Below are 20,888 nucleotides of genomic sequence, written 5' to 3'. Positions count from 1 at the left end.
CAACTGCGCAGCTGCTGAATTCAATCGTGAACCCCAAGACGTCGATGTTCGCCCTTTCCCGCCAGGAAATCGCCCTGGTGCTGGTCACCATGCTGTGGGGAAGCACGTTCCTCATCATTCATATCGCCATGCAGCACAGCGGACCGCTGTTCTTCGTGGGGCTGCGCTTCACTATTGCGGGTTTGATGGCGCTGTTGCTGTTCAGGAAACACATGACGGGAATCACCCGTCTGGAAGTCGGCGCAGGCATCGCCATCGGCTGCGCGCTGTTCCTGGGCTACTTTCTGCAGACCGAAGGCCTGCGCACCATCACCAGCAGCCAGTCCGCCTTCATCACCGCGCTGTATGTGCCGATTGTGCCGCTGTTGCAATGGGCGGTGCTGAAGCGTCCGCCTGGGCTGATGAGCTGGATCGGCGTGGCGCTGGCCTTCTCCGGACTGATCCTGTTGGCGGGCCCCGAGGCGGGTTCGCTGAGTTTCAGCCCCGGTGAAGTCGCCACGCTGGCCGGCGCCGTCGCCATTGCCGCGGAAATCATTTTGATCGGTCTGTTCGCCAAGCGTGTCGACAGCCGCCGCGTGACCTTCGTGCAGTTGCTGACTGCCGGGCTGGTGTCGTTTGCGCTGATGCCGGTGATGGGCGAATCGATCCCGGCGTTTTCCTGGCTGTGGGCGGGCGCCGCGATTGGGCTGGGCCTGGCCAGCGCCATCATCCAGCTGACCATGAACTGGGCGCAGAAGTCGGTGTCTCCGACACGCGCCACCGTCATTTATGCGGGCGAACCGGTATGGGGCGGCATCGTCGGGCGCTTGGCGGGTGACCGTTTGCCGGCGCTGGCCCTGGCGGGCGCGGCGCTGATTGTGGCCGGCGTGCTGGCCAGCGAAATCAAGTTCGGCAGAAAGAAACCCGTCGCGGCGAAGGGTAAGCAAGCGGTGGGCGGCTCGGCCTGAATTGAAGTCGGCCTGAATCGAAGTCGGCCCACGTCAAAGCCGACGTCGGCGAAATCAGCCCGCCTGTTCCAGAAATGCTTGCAAGGCGGGCACGGTATTGAGCACATGCTGGCGCATGGCGGCCTCGCAGCGCGCGGGGTCGCGGGTCTTTAACGCGTCGATCAGTTCCTGGTGCGATTCGCGCACGCGCAGCACGCGGCCCGGTTGGGCGGCCCACAAGCGCATATAGGGTTCCACCACGGAATGCAGTTCCGAGAGCTGGCCCAGCAAGCGCGGCTGCTGACAGAAGCTGCACAGGTATTCGTGAAACTCGCGGTGCGCGGTGGTCCAGTCGAGATCCTCGCCCGAGCCCTGGTCCAGTTGCTCAAGCATGTTCGACAGGCGGCGGATGTGCTCGGCGTTCATGTGCAGAACGGCGTTGCGCATGGCCAGCCCTTCCAGCACCGAGCGCATCTCGAACACTTCCAGCATCTCCTGCTGATTCAAGCCGCGCACGACCGCACTGCGGTTAGCGCGAATTTCCACCAGCCCTTCCGATGCCAACCGGCGCAACGCCGCGCGCACGGGCATGCGGCTGGTACCGATCTCGGTGGCGACAACATCCGGCACCAGGCGCTGGCCCGGGGCATAGTTGCCCAGCCGGATTTCGCGTTGCAGATGCAGGTACGCCTCGTCTTCGGCGCTGATCGCTGTCTTTTGAAATTGCAGCATCGTCGTCCCCGGGCTTGGAAAGCCGCAATGATAGATAAACGCAAAAATAACACAAACTGGATACAGTTATCCATGGATGCAAATACCAATGGTTCGAGGGCGCGCGGTCCCGTCTAATTCCCTCCGAAGGGCGTTGTCATGCGCCCTCATAACAGGGGAACCCATGAAATTTCGTCTTATCCGGACGCTGGCGGGTCTAGCCGCCGTGGCTTTCGCGGCCCAGGCCGGCGCGCAAGCTGGCGCCCCGGCCACCGATTGGCCGCAGCATCCCGTGCGTATCGTCGTGCCCTTCCAGGCCGGCTCCGCCACCGATCTGATCTCGCGCCAGCTGGGCGCCGCGCTGGCGACTGAACTGGGCCAGCCTTTCGTCGTCGAAGCCCGTCCGGGCGCGGCGGCCGCTATTGGCAGCGCCTCGGTGGCGCGTTCGGCGCCCGACGGCTACACGCTGTTGATGGGCGGCCCGGCCGCCGTGGTCACGAACCGCTTCCTGCAAAAACGCCTGGCCTATGACCCCGACGCCTTCGCGCTGGTGTCGATGGTGGCCTACACGCCCAACATCCTGCTGGCCAACCCGCAGCAGCCGTTCAAGACACTGCCCGAAATGGTCGCCTATGCGCGCGCCAATCCGGGCAAGCTGACCTATGCCTCGTTCGGCACCGGCACCACCTCGCACATGGCGGGTGAAATGCTGAAGTCCATTGCCGGCATCGACATCCTGCACGTGCCGTACAAGGGCGCGGGCGAAGCCATTCCGGCGTTGCTGTCGGGCCAGGTGTCCATGTACTTCGACACCATCATGACCGGCCTGCCGCAGGTCAAGAGCGGTTCGTTGCTGGCGCTGGGCATGTCCAACTCGCAGCGCTCGGCGCTGGCGCCGGACATCCCCACCATCGCCGAACAAGGCTACGCCGGCTACGACATCGCCCCTTGGTACGGTCTGGTCGCGCCTGAAGGCACGCCGGCCCCGATCCTCGACAAGCTCAACCGCGCCGTGAACAAGGTGCTGGCCGACCCGGCATTGCGCGGTAAGCTCGCCGAAGCAGGCGCCGAGCCCCGTGGCGGCAGCCGCGAAGAATTCGCCGCCTTCATCAAGGCCGAAATTCCGCGCACCAAGCAGTTGATCGATCAAGCCGGCATCACGCCGCAGTAATCCTATTCACGAGTTTCCAGCATCCATGTCCTCCTCCTTCGATTGGTCTTTTCCGTACGCTTCCCGAAAAATGCCGGTCCTGGCCGCCAACGCGGTCGCGACCAGCCAGCCGCTGGCGGCGCAGGCGGGGCTACGCATGCTGCTGGCCGGTGGCAATGCCGTTGATAGCGCCATTGCCACCGCGATTGCTCTGACCGTTGTCGAGCCCGTCATGAACGGAATCGGCGGCGACATGTTCGCGCTTGTCTGGCATGACGGCCGCCTGCATGGCTTGAACTCCAGCGGCTGCGCGCCGGCCGCGTGGACACCCGAATTCTTCAACGGCCGCGACGCCATGCCCGGCACCGGCTGGGGCACCGTCACCGTGCCGGGCCAAGTGGCAGGCTGGAAGGCCTTGTCGGAACGCTTTGGCAAGCTGCCCTTCGCCAAGCTGTTCGAACCCGCCATCGCCTACGCCGAAGAAGGCTTCGCGGTATCGCCCACCATTGCGCGCCAATGGGCCACGCAAGCGCCCAAGCTGGCTCACGAACCCGGCTTTGCCGACGCGTTCCTGCCGCAGGGCCGCGCCCCGCAAGCTGGCGAATGGTGGCGCTTTCCGGCGCAGGCCAAGACGCTGCGCGACATCGCCGAAACCGGCGGCGAAAGCTTCTACCGCGGCGAACTCGCCCGCAAGATCACCGACTTCGCCGGCCAGACGGGCGGCGCGCTCAGTGCCACGGACCTGGCCGAGCACCGCCCGGAATGGGTCGCGGCCATCTCGCAATCGTTCCGCGATGTCGAGCTGCATGAAATCCCGCCAAACGGCCAGGGTATTTCCGCGTTGATGGCGCTGGGCATGCTGGAACAGTTCGACCTGGAAGGCATGGGCCGCGACAGCGCCGACTACTACCACGTCAGCATCGAAGCCATGAAGCTGGCGTTCGCCGACCTGCACCATCACGTCGCCGATCCGCGCCACATGCGCACCGATGCCCGCGCCCTGCTCGACCGCGCCTATCTGGCCGAGCGCGCGCGCCTGATTTCCATGGACCGCGCCAGCATCCCCACCGCGGGCACGCCCACCACGGGCGGCACCGTCTACCTGACCGCGGCCGATGCCAACGGCACCATGGTGTCGTTCATTCAATCGAACTATCACGGCTTTGGCTCCGGCGTTGTGGTGCCTGACACTGGCATCAGCCTGCACAACCGTGGCCTGAACTTCGTGCTCACACCCGGCCACGCCAACCAGGTCGCGCCGCGCAAGAAACCCATGCACACGATCATCCCCGCATTCGTCACGCGTGGCGGTGAACCGCTGATGTCGTTCGGTGTGATGGGCGGGTCCATGCAGGCGCAAGGCCATCTGCAAATGGTCACGCGGCTGGCCGCGTTTGGCCAGAACCCGCAGGCGATGAGCGACGCGCCGCGCTTCCGAGTGGAAAAGGGCCCGGTCGTGAATGTGGAGTCGCACCTGCCGGCGGATGTGGTCGAAGCGCTGCGCGCACGCGGCCACAACGTGGCCGTGGCGCCTGCCGACAGCCTGGAATTTGGCTCGGCGCAATTGATTTGCCGTTTGCCGCAGGGCGGGTATGTAGCGGCGTCGGACTCGCGCCGCGACGGCCAGGCGGTGGGCTTCTAAGCCATCCGGGCGGTCAAACGCGGTTCCAGACGCGCTCGTCCATGCGCGGGATCATCGACAGCCCGCCATCGCCTGCCTGGATTTGCGCCGCGTCGGCGCCGTACTTGATCAAGTCGGCGTCGCGTTCGATTCCCAGCTTGCGCATGGCGCTACGCTTTTGCGAACTGACTGTCTGCACGCTGCGATGCGACATCTGAGATATTTCGGTCACGGTGGCGCCGGCGCAAAACAACCGCACGATTTCGGCTTCGCGCTTGGTCAGGCGCGCGCGCCCCAATGCAAACGCCTGATTCACGATCATGTCCTTGATCGTGGGCGAATAATAGGTGCGGCCCTGGTACATGGCGTGCACCGCGTTAATGATGTGGCTCGTCGAATCCGACTTGCTGAGCACGCACAGATTTTCATACGCCAGCAAGGCGCGGATCAGCGTGGGGTTGTCGATCATGGTCAACACCGCCACGCGCAAGGCAGGATAGCGCCGGCGCAATAGCGCAATCAGGCCCAGGCCGTCGCCGTACTTTCCGCCTGGCATGGTGTAATCGGAAACCACCACGTCGCAATGCTGAGTTTCCAGCCGCGCAATCAGGTCGGTGGAATTTTCCGCGCAGCCGATGACATCGATGGCGGGATCAAGACCCAATTCATAACTGACGCCCAGCGCAACGGCGGGATGGTCGTCTGCGACGATGACACGAATATATCGGGACGACATTGTTGCATTCCCCTCTTCCACATTGGGACTCCCCGGGCAACATTCTCGTTCTCGCGCAATGTCGACGATCGGCGAAAACGAGGTTTCTCATTTATCGGATGATACTCATGGGTGCTTCGTCGGTGTCAAACCACTAGAGCGATAGACCGATATAGTGCTGCCGTACACCTAATAAACAAATAGGAAGAATACGAAAGTGCCAGTTTCGTACCGTTGCCGCGCATGAGTCAGACGTAATCCTAATACGCCTCAGACCAATCCCACAGACGACGCCTCTCTTTTGGCGCATATTGTCTGATCCCGCGTACCGGCACTCAGGACGCTAGCCAGGCCCATGAAAGAAAAAGACCCATTGGAAGCCGGGACTTCCCCCTCCAGACCCACCGCACTCGCCCTAGACCAAGACCAAAACATGGCCTCACCTGACGTGACGGCGCTTGTGCTGCCCCCTCGGCCCGAAGACCGCGAACGCCGCCATGAACAACGCGTGCGCATGATCAGCGACTTGACCGCGGCCGACCCCGCTCGCATCCGCACGCTGGCCAGCGCATTCGTCAAAGCCAACGACGTCGACAAGCAGCAGTTGCGCCGGCTGCATGACAACGGCGACCGCCTGGCGTTGCGCCAACTGGCGCACCGCATCAAAGGCGCCGCACAAATGATGGGCGACACGCAACTCGTTGCGCACTGTACCGCGCTCGGGGCCGCCTGCCTTGATCCCAAGGCCTCGCCCTTCACGCTGACCCGCTGCGTTCAAAACATGGAAGACGCCATGCGCGAGTTCGGCGAGTCCTGCGAGCGCATGGCGCAAGAAGCCGACGGGCCGCCGCCCTGAATGCCACGATTCAGGTGTCGGACACGTTCCCGACACCGCTAGGGCACAGCTCGGCCCCTGCTCGGGCACATCTCGGGCACATCTCGGGCACAGTTCAGACCCTGCTCGAACCCTGCTCGGCCCCCTGCTCGGACAAACCCCGGGCACACCTCGGACACGAATCGGAATCGTCAACCGCGGAATTCGTACTCTTCATAGGGCTTGATTCCTGCCCGCTCCGTATATTGGCCGCTTGCATCGCGTGACCTGATTTTTCGCGTCCACGCCACGTCTCTGACGCCCATTCGCGCCGCGTTCACGTCTGCGACGCCAGCGTCCCATACGGATGACCCTGATGACCCTACGACACGGCGGCGCCCGCTGCATGGCGCTCGCCAAGACGTCCCACACGCTATTTCGACACTTCCGCACCATGCCCCACCGGGCCGCCTGCCTGGCGCTGCTCTTTGCCCAACCCGCCTGGGCGCAGGTACCCGACGCCGGCCGCTCTATCCGGGATCTGGAATCCACCATCCCGGCCCCGCCGCCCGCCGCCCCGCGCCGGCGCTCGACCTGCGTGAACCCGGCGCACCCGCAAGCCCTGCTGCCGACAACGCCGCCCCCCTTGCCACCATCAGGGTGCAGGGCTTCCAGCTGGACGGCAACCGCGTTTACGACAGCGCCGCATTGCAGGCGTTGCTGGCCGACCTGGTCGGCTCCGAGCAAGACCTCAACGGCCTGCGCAGCGCCGCCGCGCGCCTCACGGCCCACTATCAGCGCGGCGGTTATCCGCTGGCGCGCGCCTACCTGCCCGCGCAGGAAATTCAGAACGGCATCGTGCGGATCAGCGTGCTGGAAGGGGTGTATGGGCAGGTCGTTCTGAACAATGCCTCACGCACCCGCAACCACGTGCTGCAACCCGCCCTTGATGCGTTGCATAGCGGCGATGCGGTACATGGCGCCGAGCTCGACCGTGCGCTGCTCGCGTTGAACGATATCCCGGGCGTCACCGCCAAAGGCACTTTGCGCGCAGGCTCGGCGACGGGGGCCACCGACCTGATCGTCAATGCGGACTCGGGCCCCTGGATTTCCGGCAGCGTTGACGCCGACAACTACGGCGGCGCCTACACCGGGGAATACCGGCTGAGCGCAGCGGCCAGCATCAACAGCCCCTTGACGCTGGGCGACCAGCTCGATGTGCGCCTGCTCTCAAGCGACCGCCAACAACGCTACTACCACGTCGACTACTCCCTGCCGCTAGGCCCCTGGTCCACGCGCGTGGGCGCCGGCATGTCGGCCATGCGTTATGAATTGGGCCGGGAATTCAACTACCTGGAAGCGCACGGGCGCGCCGACACGGCAAACGTTTACATCAGGCAAACCCTGTTGCGCAGCCGCGATGCCACCGTGCAGGCCACGCTGCAATACGAACACAAGCGCTTGCAAGACGACTACGACGCCGTGGACTACACGCGCGCGCATCGCGTCGGCTTGTGGACGGCCGCGCTGAACGCCAGCGCCCGCGACCACATCCTGGGCGGCGGGCGCAACGCCGCCTATCTGAGTTTTTCCCGGGGCAACTTGCGCTTTGGCGATACGGCGCTGCGCGATGAAGACCGGCGCTTCAAGCACGCGGGCGGCGGGTTCGGCGTGGTCAATGCCAGCCTGGGCCGCTTGCAGCACGTCGCGGGTCCCGTGCAGTTCTATGGCCGCCTGCGTGCGCAATGGTCCAGCAAGAACCTGAACAGTTCGGAAAAGTTCAGCCTGGGCGGCCCGTACGGCGTTCGCGCATTCGCGCCCGGCGCGGCCAGCGGCGACCAGGGCTGGCAGGCCTCGGGCGAGCTGCGTTATCTGCCCCTGCCGGGCTTGCAGCTATCGGCATTCATCGACACCGGTTCGGTGCAGGCCAGCAAGCACAGCTGGACGGACGAACGCAACCGCCATTTCCTGACCGCCTTTGGCGTCGGCATTGCCCATGCCGCGCCCACCCATTTGATCAACGTCAGCGCCGCCTGGCCCTTGCAGCAAAGCATGCCACGCACCGCGACGGATCAAGAGCCACGCTTCTGGGTGCAAGCCACCCGGTATTTCTAAGCGTAGACACCGCCCTTGTTGCATCGTCCTGGGCCAATGCCGCAGGCGTTAAGGGCACCCATCCATCCCTGGAGAGAGCTTTGAACAAGACCTATGCATTAGTGTGGAGCGAATCGCGACGCGCCTGGATCGCCGCCAGCGAGTGCGCGCGCCGTCGGGGCAAGTCCACCCAATCGGGCGCCCGTGCCGCCGCAGCGGCCATTGCGCTGCTCGGCCTGAGCACCCACTTTTGCGCGCAAGCGTTACCGACAGGCGGCACCATCACGCATGGCGACGCCACGATTACGACAGACGCCGGACAGATGGTCATTCAGCAGAACAGCGAGAAGATCATCGCGGACTGGACCTCGTTTGACATCAGCGCCGGGAATACCGTCAGGTTCGAGCAGCCCAGCAGCACGTCCGCGGCATTGAATAAAGTCACCAACTTTCCACATACCGAGATCAACGGCAAGCTCGAGGCCAATGGCCGGGTCTTCCTGATCAACCCGAGCGGCGTGATATTCAAGCACGGGGCAGAAGTCAACGTGGGCGGCCTCGTCGCATCCACGCAACCTATTCAGGACGCCGACTTTATCGGCAGCCATTACGTCTTTGCCGGTGACAGTGCATCGGCGGTCGAGAACTATGGCGCCATCACGGTGAACGGCGGAGGCGGCGTTGCATTGCTCGGAGCGAACGTCAACAACCAAGGCGTTATCCGTGCGCAGCTGGGCACCATCGCTCTGGCCGCGGGCGAAGCCTTCACGCTGACGTTCCAGGACAACCAACTCCTGGATCTGCAAATCGACCGCGCCGCCGTCGCCGCAATAGCCAGTAATGGCAACCTGCTGCAAGCGAACGGCGGCCAGGTGCTCATCAAGACTGACGCCGCAAACGCCACGTTAAGAACGGTTATTAACAGCGAGGGCATCATCGAAGCCAACACGTTGTCCGGCAAGGCGGGCAGGATCTTGTTGGATGGTGGCACACAAGGCTTGGTAAGGGTCGCCGGCACGATGAGCGCTGCGGCGTTGGGCGGCCAAGGAGACGGCGGCGCCGTTACCACACGGGGAAGTGAAGTGCGCGTCCAGCAGACCACCCAGACGGATACCCGTGCAAACAAGGGCAAGAGCGGCATCTGGAACATCGACAGCAACATCGTGAAGGTCAACACAGTAGGCGCCAACGCCGAGGGCCTGACGATACACAGCAACACGCTCAGCCAGAACCTTGCCACCACGGCAGTTGCGTTGACCGCCGTCGACGGCGATCTTTCGATCAATGGCCCAGTCTCCTGGGCCAGCTCCAGTGCTTTGAGTCTGCACACCAGCCAAAACGCCAACATCAATAGCAGCGTGCGCGGCTCGGGCGCGAATGTCCATTTGTCCGTGCATGCAGGAGCGGGCGCGCTTATCAATGGCTCTCTGGGTGTCACAGGCGCCAAGAGCAGGATGACGATCAACGCATTGAATGGCTACGAGATCGCGGATGGCGCGACCGTGATGCTGTCCGGCGCGGCGACGACGTTCAGCGCCAATGGCCGGGAGCACACCGTGATCCAAAACGTGTCCCAGTTGCAGGCCATTAACAAGCGCCTGGACGGTCATTATGTATTGGGGAACAGCATGGGGGCCAAGGCCAATTTTCAAGCCATCGGCGGCGAAAGCGGCACATTCTCAGGCACGTTCGATGGTCTGGGTCACACGATAGAGAACCTCTCGATAAAGGGCAGCGGCGCCAATCTTGGACTATTCGCGGCGTCCTCCGGCGTGATCCGCAACACCGTTCTGAAGTCCGTGACGGTTAGCGGGGCGCGCGATAGTCTGGCAGCGATGTCGATAGGCTCGCTGGTGGGCTTGAATATTGGCGGGGAGCTCTACAACGTCAAATCCTGGAGCACGGTCGTAGAGGGTTCCGCCAATCGCGAAAATGTCATCGGTGGCCTGGTCGGCACCAACGAGGGCGCCATCATTCAACGCGCCACGGTGTCGGGCAACGTACGAAGCAACGGTCATACCCGAGCCGCAGGCGGTCTGGTGGGCGAGAACAAGGGGGGTGCTACGGGCCGCGGGATGATCCGGAACAGCGCGTCGACCGCTACCGTATCCGGCGACATGCAGCGCAGTTCGACAGGCGGCATGGGAGGGCTGGTAGGGGTCAACAACCGTGGGTCTGTCCACCATTCGTCCGCCACGGGTAAGACGGCAACCCGCAGTGATGGCATTAATGTGGGCGGCTTGGTTGGCAACCACACCGACAGCTTCATTGAGTCCTCACAGGCTGGCGGTCTTGTCCAGGGCGGCAAACTCGGCAACACCGGCGGCCTGGTAGGGGCCAACAACGGCGGCGCGATTTACCACGCGATCGCGAGCAACACCGTCGAAGCCTTTGGCGCCGGCAACACGGGCGGAGCGGTGGGCAGCAATAATGATCGAGGCGAACTGCTCAACGTCAGATCCAATGGAAAAGTCGCAGATTGGGAAGGCCATAACGTCGGCGGACTGGTGGGCGCGAACGTCGGAAGCGATAGCCGGATCGAGGAAGGCCACTCCTCCGGACGAGTCGACGCGCGCAAGAGCCAGAAGGGCGCACAAATCGGCGGTCTGGTCGGCTACAACAGCGGCGTCATCAGAGACTCCGAATCACATGCTTCTATCGAGACCGGCCACAACGCATCGGCCGGCGGCCTGGTCGGCACCAACGATGGAAGTCTGCAACGCGTGCGCGCAAACGGCAATGTCACCGCCTACAGGCATTCGTCCGTCGGAGGATTGGTAGGCACCAATAACGGCAGAATCGATTCGGCTGTCGCGTCTGGTGCAGTGTGGGGCCATGATCAAAGCCGTATCGGCGGCATCGCTGGCGTGAACGCGCGCAACGGATTTATCTTCAACGCCACTGCGCGTGGAACCCTGGAAGGCGCTCACCACACAACGATTGGAGGCATCGCCGGATTGAATCAAGGACTGATTGAAAGGTCTAGCGCCGCGGGCCGCATCAAAACGCACTGGTACACGTGGTTGCTGGGCCAGACGCACGGCGCGGTCGCGGGAAAGAATACCGGCATCATCCGCTAATGGACTTCATGCCCCTTTGATCGTCTAAAGCACTTTCCACGCCTAAGTTCCAGGGCATGAAAAAGGCCGTACGGGTTAAACCGTACGGCCTTCTTTCCTATCACGCCATCATCAGTCATCAGGGAAATTCGATGGTGAACTCCGCTGTCCCATTCGCATGTCCGCCTGCCATCTGGGCCGGGTGCGCGGCGGTGCGCAAATAGCTGGCGCGCAGAAATATGCTTGCGCTGTCCGCGCCGGCTCTCGCCATGTCATAGAACTTGCCGAATTCGATGCGCTTGTTGGTCGCCGCGTTAATCATCACAATGCCCACGCCTTTGGCCGGTGGCAATCCCCGGTCGTCCACTTTGGGATCGAGCTTCAGCACAGTCTTGTCAGCACTGGCGCCGTGTTTGGCGGTAAAGGAAATTTTGGGTTTGGCAAGGGCGCTGCATTTGCTCAGCGTAATATCAAATGGTTTTTCTTCAGAGGTGGCTCCTTGACCGGGAAAATCACGCAGCGAGTAGGACCCCAGTTCCACGGTCTTGGTCTGTGTCAGCCCCGCTTCGCAGGCATTGGAAAACACCACCTCGCTGCCACCCGCCCCAAGTCCCATGATGCCGCTTCCCAGCAAGGGGCCCAGCTTGGTAGAGACACAAACCTGCGGCCCTGCGGGATAAGACGGAAAGCGCGGAATCGTTTGTCCGAGTTGATACGGATTACCTTTCGGAAAGCTCATTGCATACAGCGCGAATCCCGCGCCAAGGGCGACACCGGTCACACTCTGCGGCCCGTTGGAAGGCAACTGATCCAGCGGGGAGGCCAACACAAGCTGTTGGATCAAAGCGGTATGCACCGAATCATGTTTCGGCTTCGGCTTTCCGTCGTTGACAGCCAGCGCGTGCTTTGCCACCACCACCGGAAGATTGCCGGGCAACACTGCCTGGCCGTTTGCCAGTATCGCCATGGAGATGCCGGGAACGTTGGTCTTGGCCCAGCCGTTTTGATCCACAGCCAACCTGGGCTCCCAAATTGCCGCCACGATCAATTCGTATTCCTCCGAAGGATCGCCGTAATCCTCATAGGTAAAATCCGTCGTCACAAAAGCACTTCTTTCAGACAGCACATCACTCACTTGCGCCGCACTGCTAAGTTGCGGCCTAAGCGGATTCCATCGCGAGCCTAGCTTATTGCTCCAGGTGCAATTCCCGGCGATCAGGCCTTTCTGCGTTGACTGGCCCCACGCCATCGGCGCTGCCACCGCCAGCAACACGCCCGCCAATCCTCCCGTGCCAAGACGCCGCAACACACCCCTGCTTGCCATGTTTGTCTTCCTAGTTTGATTGACGGCGGCTTACCGGCACCCGCCGCCCTGCTTCACTTCATCGCGCTCGTCGCGAGCGCGCTCGTGCCCTGCACCATGACGCCGTCGTCCGTCGGCGCTTCAAACCGCAGTGCGTCCCGGCCGGCTAACGGGATGACGCCCGGCGCCAGCGGAAAGCGCGTTCCGCCCAAAGGCGCCACGGTCAGTCCGTCCAGCAGGACGGGGCCCGCACGGGCCTTGAATTCCACGCGGGCGAACGACACGAAGTAGGCCGACGGATTCCACGCTTCAAGCACGCCCTCGCCCTGCGCCCCCTCTGCCGCATTGCGATACGTCCACCTCACCTGATCAATGGCCTCACGCGCCGATCCCGCCAAGCCCGATGGCCGGTACAGCACTTTCATGCGGAAGCGATGCGACAACTTCAAGCGATTAGGCGCGTCGCCCGCCACCGAAGGCGTACTCGACGGCACGTTCAGAAAATTGATCCAGAATACGGATTCCCGATCTGTGGGCATGGGTTCACCCGTGTGCCGCAACGACACCGCCGCGCGTTCATGCGCGTTCAGACGAAACACGGGCGGCGCCACGACAAACGGCACCGCCAGCTGGCTGGGGTCCGCATCACGGCTTCCTTGATCCAGCCACACCTGCACCAGAATCGGCCGCTCGCCCGTGTTGCGGGTTTGAATCGTCAGTGCTTTGTCGTTTGCCGGGTAGACATGACGCGTGCCCACCACAGCGAGATCGGCGCGCGCAGCCGCGCTCAGCCCCAGCGCCAAGGCAAGACACAGGATGACTCGGTAACCAGCAGGCAAGACAGGCGCATTCATCGCATCGTCAGCGCGTCGCCCGCCGCCGCCTTCAACACCGGCGTTGCCACCCCCGCGGTGCAGGCCAGCTCAAGCACGTCATAGCCCGTGGACGTGTTCCGCTCGGGCAATTGGTAGTCAATCAGGCATTGCTCATCGTCACCCGTTCCCCACTGCACACGCACCGTACCGCTGTCTTGTTCGGCGCGCATGACGATACGGCTGCCCTGCCCGACCACGCCCACCGGCAATGCGGTTGCCACATCGATGACCTCGGCGCCAAACGGCAGCGAAGCGCCGTCGGCCTGCGTGCTGCGAATCAGCAGTTGGCGCGCACGCAGCGTCGGGTAAACCAGTTTGGCGATGGCCCCGGCCCGGGGCGCGATGTTGACCGAGCTGGTCTTCAGTTCAATGTCGTCCGGAATATTCTTGGGGTCCAGGTCCACCGAGTTCAGGCGATACGGCGTCAGATGGCCAACGATGGCGTAGCCGCGAGCGTCCACCTGATTGAAGCCGTACCCTACCCGCGCGCCCTGAGCGCCCTTGGCCTCGACCAGCGCCACGGTCTCGCCCATTGCCTGGGCGAACGTCACGCCGCCGCCGTGCACCAAGACACCGCCATTGGCGCTCATGGACGCCTGGCGGTACCCCTGGCCCGCGCCTACGCTTGCCGACACCGATACCTGAGGGAATTGGTACGCCAGGCTGGCATCCGCCGTATTGGAGCCATTGCCGCCCGTGTGAGAGGCAGATACCGAGTAAGTGCCGGCGCTTTCCTCATCCAATGCGCCCGTCACACCCGTGGTGAGGCGGGTTCCAGACTGGCTGTCGCGGCTGTAGAACGTATTCAATCGGGACGATCCGCCCGAGGCTGCGCTGCCCAAGGGGATGGAGATATTCAGCGTCACCTGCGTGCTTCGGTCGCCATTGCCACGACGATACCCGTCTGCGCCGCCCGCGTTGTGCACCCGCTGCACGCCTAAGGAATACGAAATGCGGTTCCAGGAATTGCTGTAGCCCAATGCAAAGTTCAAGGCGTTGCCCCGCTCGCTCCAGTAGTTCGCCGCCGAGCCCGCCACATACACGCTGCCCCACCGCTCACCCAGCGCCTGATTGATGTTCGCGTCGAAGCGGCTGCGCATGCCGTTGTCGCGAAATGGGCGGTAGCCGTCTCCGTACGCCGTTCTCCCGGCGGCGACGGCCTCTCCCAAGCCGACGTATCCGCTGGTGGAGTACCGGTACGCCAGCAACGAAAAGCTGGTGCCGCTGTTCGGCAAATCCTTGCTGTAGGTCAGCCGGTAGCTGGCGCCGCTGCGCTTGCCCGCGCCCGGCAAGTYGGCGCGCGCTGTCGTGACGTCCGCCGCAAAAGCGCCTATCCGCGTACTCATCGCCGCACCCAACAGCATCGAGCGGTAATCGTCGGTAAAGGCCAGCCCGCCGTAGGCCGTCACGGCGTCGCCCACCCCGCGTTTGAGCGTTCCTTGCAGGACGTACTGCGAACTGCCGCGCAGCCCCGGGTCTGCTGCGCGGCCCGCAGTCAGGCTGTATTGGGTCGTGCCCGGTCTGAGCAACTGCACGATCGTGGCAAACGGCACCACGAAGCTGCGTGAGCTGCCATCGGCTTCCGTCACGCGTACGTCCAGGTCGCCGCCATAGCTGTTGGCGCGCACGTCTTCAATCGCAAACGGGCCGGGCGAGACGGTCGTTTCATACACAAGAAAGCCGCGCTGATAGACCGACACCTTGGCATTGCTGTTGGCCGTGCCCCGCACGATGGGCGTGTAGTACCGCAGGGTCTCGGGCAACATACGGTCATCGCTGGCAAGTTGAACGCCCCGGAACGTCACCGAGTCGAACAGTTCGCCGCTGGTGGCGCTTTCCCCCAGCAGCAACTGTGATTGCCACGAGGGCAAATCAGTTTGCACATAGTAGGAACTGGCTTGATACCTGGCTCCGTTGCGGGTGGACCAGGTGACCGATCCCGTGTGCCGGAACCGCAGCGCGCCCACATTGACGCCCAGGTTCAGCCCCGAGTATCCCCGCGTCATGCGGCGCCCCGCGCCTTCGCTGGTGTACACGTTGGCCGTGTAGTTCAGTCGCGCCGCCGTCATGCCGCTGTCCCATTGCGACGGGTCCACATACCGGTGCGACGCCGCCAGCCGTTGCAGGTATTCGGGGTAGGTGATGTACAGGCGCTGTTGGGCCATATCCAGCTTTATCTGACCGCCCGGCACGTATGCGGCCAGCTCTTCGCAGGTCAGCGCGTCCGGCAAGGGATCAACGCCTTCTGCGCGCGACACCTTGTTCAGATCCAGCCCGCCCCGGTCGAGAAAGGCGGTGTCATAGCAAGGCACGGCGCTATCGAAGCCCTCGATGTGACGGAACTCGATGTCCTCGACCCCGCGCCATTGGCCGTTGAAGTAGACATCCAAATGATGTGTGCCGGCCTCGGCGTAATTCACGCGCTGAAACCGGCGCGTATCAATGGTGACGCCGCCGATGCCTTGCACCAGCATGTTCGGGTCGAAGATGGCGATTTCGTCCTGCGCGTTCGTGGCGGTTGCCGCGACACCCAGGGCGAAAGCCAGCGCCATCATGCCTCCGATTGGCCGCCGCGAGGGCGCGGCAGGCGTCGCGATCAGAGGCGATGGGCGTGCAGAGACGCGAACGAAAGTCCGCAAGCGTAAAGGTTCCATCTCGGGCGAATTGGCTCCTTGGCCCAACCACAGTCAAAGTGACGGGGAGTCAATCAAGCAGGCGCATATCCTGAGGCTGCAACCCGCCGTAGTCGTTGACAATTTCGTAGCGAACGCTCAGCCCTTTTTGGGTAGCTGAAATGCCAGCTGCGGGCAATTCAAAACGTGCGGTGTCAAAGGGCGCCACCATGCCGCTACCGGCATCGACTCGACCGTTCTTGGAGTACAGCCCAATGCCCACCAACGTGACGTGGTACGGCGTCGGATTGGCGACTTCAAGCACAGTCTTGCCCTTCGCACTGCGCGCGAGCTTCCAGCCGAGCTTGCCGGGCGCGCCGCCCACCCCTTGCTTCAATGAGACCGGCCGAAAGAAGATCTTGATGCGCGTTCTGATGTTGAACATCAGTGCGTTCTCAGCGCCCGCCACGCGCGGAGGCGTTTCCATCACGTTCAGATAGAACAGGCTTTCGCGATCAGCAGGCAGCGGTTCACGGGTGTACGAAATGCGAACCACCGCCGAACCACTGGGTTCTACCCGAACGATGGCCGGCGTCAGGATGAACGGCACATTGATATCCGCAGGCAAGGCGTCTTGCCGCCCGTCATCGATCCAGTTCTGCGCCAGCACGGGCACATCACCCGTGTTCTGCATGCCAAGCGTGACACTGCGCGCATCGGACGAGATCACAACGCGAGTTCCGTCCAGCACGATCGCAGCTTGGACCGGGGTGGCCCAAGCTGCCAGGATCACTGCGGACGACACAGCAAGTAACGATGCGCCGCGCGCAAGGATTCCAGAGTCAAACGTCATRTCGCTGACAGCAATTAGCGGACGTTGACCGTAAAGTTCAGGCGCGCGTTACCATCGCCCGGCGTGACCGGAGCCGCGTTGTCCCGGCGCACATACTGCGCGAAGTACGAGTACTTCGCCGCGTTGTCGACGATCTCGGCTTCCACCGCGCCAACCTGGCCAAGCAGCACCTTGTCGCCCTTCACGCCGTTCGTGCTGTTGGAGATTTCGATTTGCACGTTGCCCGCACCGCCCGCATACAGCGGAACGTTGTTGGACACCAGGTCGACGTCGTTGCGGTCGAAGCTCAACATGGCCTTCTTGCCATTGGTGCAATCGGCCCCGCCACCCACGTTGATGTCGAAACTCAGGGCCGGCGCGGTGCCGGCAATGACGGCATCCGGTTTGACGGTGCCAAACCGCACTTCCGAGCCCGTGGCCGACGAAACATCGACGGCGCACGTCGTGTCGCTGATGTCACCGCGAAATTGAATAACCCCGTTGGCGGCATACGTCGATACGGGCGCCAACACGGCCAGGAGTAAACCGGAGGCGGCAAGGGTATTCACAATACTGCGCTTCATGCGAGTTCCTCTATGCAGAGATAAAAAAGTCCATTCGAAAAAAGGCACCGCCAACGGGCAATAGCTGCTTGCCGACGGTGCTTCAAATGGCTACCAACGCTGTGAAAAGCCCAGACACGGCAATGCCGTACACAAGGCTGAAAGGACATACACAGACCTGATTGGCGGACCAAGTCGTGGATCTGTGCAGACCCACGAACGATACTTTTTTGACACCCTCAAGGAACTAGGATGATGCTTAATTCAAACCCTGATTAATCAGATATTCCCCTCGAAATCTGAGGGTGATGCGCAGACTGTATTGCTGGATTGCAAAGCGCAGTGTCTGAGCTCAGCCACCTTGGGCAAGCCACAGTGGAGGTTCGGTGCTGAACGTTCCAGTACAGGCCGCGTCGACGCAATCCGCCAAGGACCCGAAGCGTACGTTCCTGTCCACCAGCCCCGGCCCGTAATGCGCGTACTTTCCGGAATTGGTCATGACCGTCTTGACGGCGGGGTCAAAGACCGGCGCCTGGATCACGCACCAACACGTGTCCACGACGAAGCTGACGCCGAAGCTGCGCAATGCCGCAACGGGCCCGGCCATTGCCGCAGAACGCAGTACGTCGCCATGGGTCGTGACCGTGATGCCCACCGTGTCGCTCTTCTTCCGGCCAGCGCATCGCTCTGCCAGCGCCGTGATTTCTTCGGCAGAAAAGTGCGGATTACCCAACGCCACCCATTCCACCTGATCCCGCTCGGCCTTGTTGAATGCCCGCCACGCGTTTCGCAAATCTGCAACCGTGATTCGTCGCGTCGAGTTGGGCTCCGCCCCGCCCAGCGCCGCCGCCAGATCAGGCGCTTCCGGCGTGACGCCCGCGATATGGAACATGGGTGCGGACGACGTGGTGGCGAACGCGGCGCCAAACGCGCGCAGCGCGTCCAGCGTGGGCGACGCAGCCTGCAGTCCATTCACCACCGGCACATCGCGGCCCGCGCAAACGCCCACGAGATAACCCAGCAGGGGCCAAAAGCTATCGTCATGATCGGCCGGCGGGTCGATGTCCACCTGCAACACGGCACGGCGGTTCTGTGTCAGATGACTGCTGGCCGCGGCGGCGCGGCCGGTCAGCGCGATGAAAATGTCCAGGAAATCCGGATACTTGGCCGTGCGCGCACCGATCACGCTGTTCGCATAGACAACCGCATTGGATTCCGCCCAGGCGATCTGCTCGCCGAACCTCGGCGCCGTGGGCAGGTGATAGGGCGCACAGGTGTAGGTGGGCGCCACTCCCATGGCCACATAGGCGTCGGCCAGCGCTTCGGCTGGCACGCCCAACGTTGCCGGCACGCCCTGGGCGCGCCAGGCGCAACGGTCCACGGAAATGGCGTTCATGGTCGTGGGGATCTTCACCTTCGCGTCCCAACTGGCCAGCCGCCGGGCGAACGCCAGGCCTGCCGGCCCGGTATAGATGCAGCCGTCGATATGGCCTTGCCGGATATCAAGCAGTTGCGTCGCACCCGCCGCGCGCGCCATGCGCACGATGATCTCCATCGCAACCCGCGCAGCCTTGCCTTCGGTCCCTTGCAACATCCGCAGGTCGCCTTCGCCCAATGCCACCGCCGACCAATGGGATGCATCGGCAATGATGACCGCGTCGTCCGTCTGCGCGGGCATGGGCATGGGCATGGGCACGGGCGCTTCCCCTGCCTGCACCCGCAGCGATGGGCGTTGCTTCAAGGCAAGAAAGGCCGAAGCGCCGACGCTGACCACGGGGATGCTCTTGCCGAACACCGCTTCGGCCACCAGCACGCCCAGCATGAGGATGTCGTCGCGGCCGGCCAGCACCAGCGCCCGCGGGGCCCGGCCGCCCAGCAGCAATTCAAGCATGACGGCGCTGCCGGTACACGAGCCCCGACTGCCCGGCAACACCAGGATGCGGTCTGAGAGGGATTGCCCGTGCAACGGATGATGCTCGTCGATCACCACGCCCGTGCGCGGGTCGACGCCGCCCCAGAAGCTCAAGTCCATATCGGTCCAGAGCACCTCGCCTGACGCCTCGCCAGGAACCCAGGTCTTGCCCAGCAGTTTGGGCGTGTCCGACTGAAAGCGATCCACTTTTTTCTCCCTGTTGGTCCTATTCATCCCCGGCGCGCGTGCCACGTGGGCAGCGACGCAGTTGCCGCAGGCGCTGGCCTTAGTTCAGGACGCGCTGCAAAAACTGCCGGGTTCTTTCTTCGCGCGGTGCGTTGATGACGGTTTTGGCGGGCCCCACTTCGCACAGGGTGCCTTGATCAAAGAAGGCCACCCGATCTCCGCTTTCGCGGGCGAAGGCAATATCGTGAGTGACGACGATCATCGACATTCCGGATGACTTCAGCCGGCGCAGCGTGTCCAGCACTTCGCCCACCAACTCCGGGTCCAGCGCCGAGGTGACCTCGTCAAACAGCATGTAGTCGGGCCGCATCGCCAGCGCGCGTGCAATGGCCAGACGTTGTTGCTGCCCGCCCGACAGCTTCACCGGGCGCAGCGTTGCGCGCTGGCTCAAGCCCACGTAATCCAGATACTCGGCAGCCAGCGCCAGCGCATCCTTGCGGCTCATGCCCTTGACCACCCGGGGCGCCAGCGCCACGTTCTCCAGCGCGGACAAATGCGGAAACGCGTTGTACTGCTGAATCACGATGCCAAGCTTCTGACGCAGCTGGTTCAGGTTCGTATGCTTGTCATGCACGTCCACGCCATCCACCAGGATCTGCCCGCTTTGTATCGGCTCCAACCCGTTGATGCATTGAAGCAGCGTCGATTTACCCGAGCCGCTGGCGCCGATCAGGCACACGACCTCGCCCCGTGCAATAGTCAGGTCTATGCCTTTGATGACCTCGACCTGGCCGAACGACTTTCTTACGTTTTTGATTTCGATCATGGGGTTGCCTTGGCAGGAGTGGCGCGGCGTCAAACGCCGTCAAGACGGCGTTCCAGCGCACGGCTGTAGCGGGACACCGGGTAGCAGATCAGGAAATACGCGATGCCCACGCCGGTCAGCAGCAGCAAGGCATCGTTGGTGCGCGTAATGAGGATCTGCGCCGCGCGCAGCAGCTCGACATAGCCGACCACGCTCACCAGCGCCGTATCCTTCGTCAGGCCCAGCACCGTGCCGATCCAGCTGGGAAACACCGTCCGTAGCGCCAGCGGCAGGGAAACATGACGAAGCTCCTGCCAATACGTCATGCCCAGAGACCGCGCCGCCCGCGTGAGCTCGGGCCGCACCGACCGTAACCCCGAGCGCACCAGTTCCGACGTCAGCACGCCCATATAGAGGCTCAAGGTCAGCACCCCGACTTGAAGCGGATCAAGCGGCACGCCCAACACCGAGAACGCGCTGTTCACCAGAATGAACTGGATCAGCAGCGGTATGCTGCGCGTGATGTCGACATAGGGCGCCAGCAACACTGACACGGCGCCATTGGCCTCTCGCGCCCAACCCAGCAGCACCCCAAGCAGCGTGCCGAAGGTGGTGGCTATTGCGGCCAGCAACAAGGTGCGGCTCAAGCCGATCAATACGAAGGTCATGTCGCCCCACTGCAACCCGGCGTAGGCAAATTGAAATTGCAT

General features: G+C 63.1%; 16 protein-coding genes. 6 read left to right on the top strand and 10 right to left on the bottom strand.

What is annotated here, in order from left to right:
- Positions 1-44 precede the first annotated feature (44 nt).
- Positions 45-947: a DMT family transporter gene (locus AC1DSJ_RS04265; protein WP_441371829.1), complete on the top strand. Its 903-nt coding sequence runs from the start codon at positions 45-47 to the stop codon at positions 945-947.
- Between the two features lie 54 nt (positions 948-1,001).
- On the opposite strand, the gene AC1DSJ_RS04260 is transcribed toward AC1DSJ_RS04265, so the two are convergent.
- A complete protein-coding gene (locus tag AC1DSJ_RS04260) occupies positions 1,002-1,658 on the bottom strand; it encodes a GntR family transcriptional regulator (RefSeq protein WP_054427793.1) in 657 nt (218 codons plus the stop codon).
- A 163-nt stretch (positions 1,659-1,821) separates the two neighbouring features.
- Here AC1DSJ_RS04260 and AC1DSJ_RS04255 point away from each other — a divergent pair, with 163 nt between their 5' ends.
- Together AC1DSJ_RS04255 and AC1DSJ_RS04250 are read left to right on the top strand one after the other, a co-directional pair.
- A complete protein-coding gene (locus AC1DSJ_RS04255; protein ID WP_054427794.1) occupies positions 1,822-2,808 on the top strand; it encodes a Bug family tripartite tricarboxylate transporter substrate binding protein in 987 nt (328 codons plus the stop codon).
- 25 nt (positions 2,809-2,833) lie between these two features.
- Positions 2,834-4,429 (top strand): gamma-glutamyltransferase family protein, encoded by a 1,596-nt coding sequence (locus tag AC1DSJ_RS04250; protein ID WP_441371810.1) that lies wholly within the window; start codon positions 2,834-2,836, stop codon positions 4,427-4,429.
- A 13-nt stretch (positions 4,430-4,442) separates the two neighbouring features.
- On the opposite strand, the gene AC1DSJ_RS04245 is transcribed toward AC1DSJ_RS04250, so the two are convergent.
- The gene (locus AC1DSJ_RS04245; protein WP_054427796.1) at positions 4,443-5,144 is read right to left on the bottom strand and encodes a response regulator; all 702 of its coding nucleotides are present in this window, start codon (positions 5,142-5,144) and stop codon (positions 4,443-4,445) included.
- 412 nt (positions 5,145-5,556) lie between these two features.
- Here AC1DSJ_RS04245 and AC1DSJ_RS04240 point away from each other — a divergent pair, with 412 nt between their 5' ends.
- The 3 genes from AC1DSJ_RS04240 (at position 5,557) to AC1DSJ_RS04230 (ending at position 11,111) form a co-directional block, all read left to right on the top strand.
- Positions 5,557-5,979, top strand: coding sequence for an Hpt domain-containing protein (locus AC1DSJ_RS04240; protein WP_427945820.1), 423 nt, complete (start codon positions 5,557-5,559; stop codon positions 5,977-5,979).
- 618 nt (positions 5,980-6,597) lie between these two features.
- A complete protein-coding gene (locus AC1DSJ_RS04235; RefSeq protein WP_441371809.1) occupies positions 6,598-8,052 on the top strand; it encodes a ShlB/FhaC/HecB family hemolysin secretion/activation protein in 1,455 nt (484 codons plus the stop codon).
- Between the two features lie 80 nt (positions 8,053-8,132).
- Positions 8,133-11,111 carry a two-partner secretion domain-containing protein gene (locus tag AC1DSJ_RS04230; RefSeq protein WP_441371808.1) on the top strand — a complete coding sequence of 993 codons (2,979 nt, stop codon included), beginning with the start codon at positions 8,133-8,135 and terminating at the stop codon, positions 11,109-11,111.
- A gap of 118 nt (positions 11,112-11,229) precedes the next feature.
- Here AC1DSJ_RS04230 and AC1DSJ_RS04225 read toward each other — a convergent pair whose 3' ends face one another.
- The 8 genes from AC1DSJ_RS04225 to AC1DSJ_RS04190 all read right to left on the bottom strand — a co-directional run bounded on the left by AC1DSJ_RS04225 (position 11,230) and on the right by AC1DSJ_RS04190 (position 20,888).
- Complete coding sequence (locus AC1DSJ_RS04225; protein WP_441371807.1) at positions 11,230-12,414, bottom strand: fimbrial protein; 1,185 nt, start codon at positions 12,412-12,414, stop codon at positions 11,230-11,232.
- 53 nt (positions 12,415-12,467) lie between these two features.
- A complete protein-coding gene (locus AC1DSJ_RS04220) occupies positions 12,468-13,247 on the bottom strand; it encodes a fimbria/pilus periplasmic chaperone (RefSeq protein WP_441371806.1) in 780 nt (259 codons plus the stop codon).
- Complete coding sequence (locus AC1DSJ_RS04215) at positions 13,244-15,823, bottom strand: fimbria/pilus outer membrane usher protein (RefSeq protein ID WP_476760268.1); 2,580 nt, start codon at positions 15,821-15,823, stop codon at positions 13,244-13,246. Before AC1DSJ_RS04215 ends, AC1DSJ_RS04220 begins: the two co-directional genes overlap by 4 nt.
- A 148-nt stretch (positions 15,824-15,971) precedes the next feature.
- Positions 15,972-16,631, bottom strand: a complete 660-nt coding sequence (locus tag AC1DSJ_RS04210) for a fimbrial biogenesis chaperone (protein WP_441371804.1) — start codon at positions 16,629-16,631, stop codon at positions 15,972-15,974.
- A 116-nt stretch (positions 16,632-16,747) separates the two neighbouring features.
- Complete coding sequence (locus AC1DSJ_RS04205) at positions 16,748-17,296, bottom strand: fimbrial protein (protein ID WP_175171203.1); 549 nt, start codon at positions 17,294-17,296, stop codon at positions 16,748-16,750.
- Between the two features lie 331 nt (positions 17,297-17,627).
- Positions 17,628-19,394 (bottom strand): cis-3-hydroxy-L-proline dehydratase, encoded by a 1,767-nt coding sequence (gene lhpI / locus AC1DSJ_RS04200; protein ID WP_441371803.1) that lies wholly within the window; start codon positions 19,392-19,394, stop codon positions 17,628-17,630.
- Between the two features lie 79 nt (positions 19,395-19,473).
- A complete protein-coding gene (locus tag AC1DSJ_RS04195) occupies positions 19,474-20,199 on the bottom strand; it encodes an amino acid ABC transporter ATP-binding protein (RefSeq protein WP_441371802.1) in 726 nt (241 codons plus the stop codon).
- 29 nt (positions 20,200-20,228) lie between these two features.
- Positions 20,229-20,888, bottom strand: coding sequence for an amino acid ABC transporter permease (locus AC1DSJ_RS04190; protein WP_342066980.1), 660 nt, complete (start codon positions 20,886-20,888; stop codon positions 20,229-20,231).

This window comes from Achromobacter sp. 01N37, assembly GCF_056399725.1.
The sequence above is the reverse complement of the archived record's forward strand: the minus strand, read 5'-3'. Positions and strand labels throughout refer to the sequence as shown.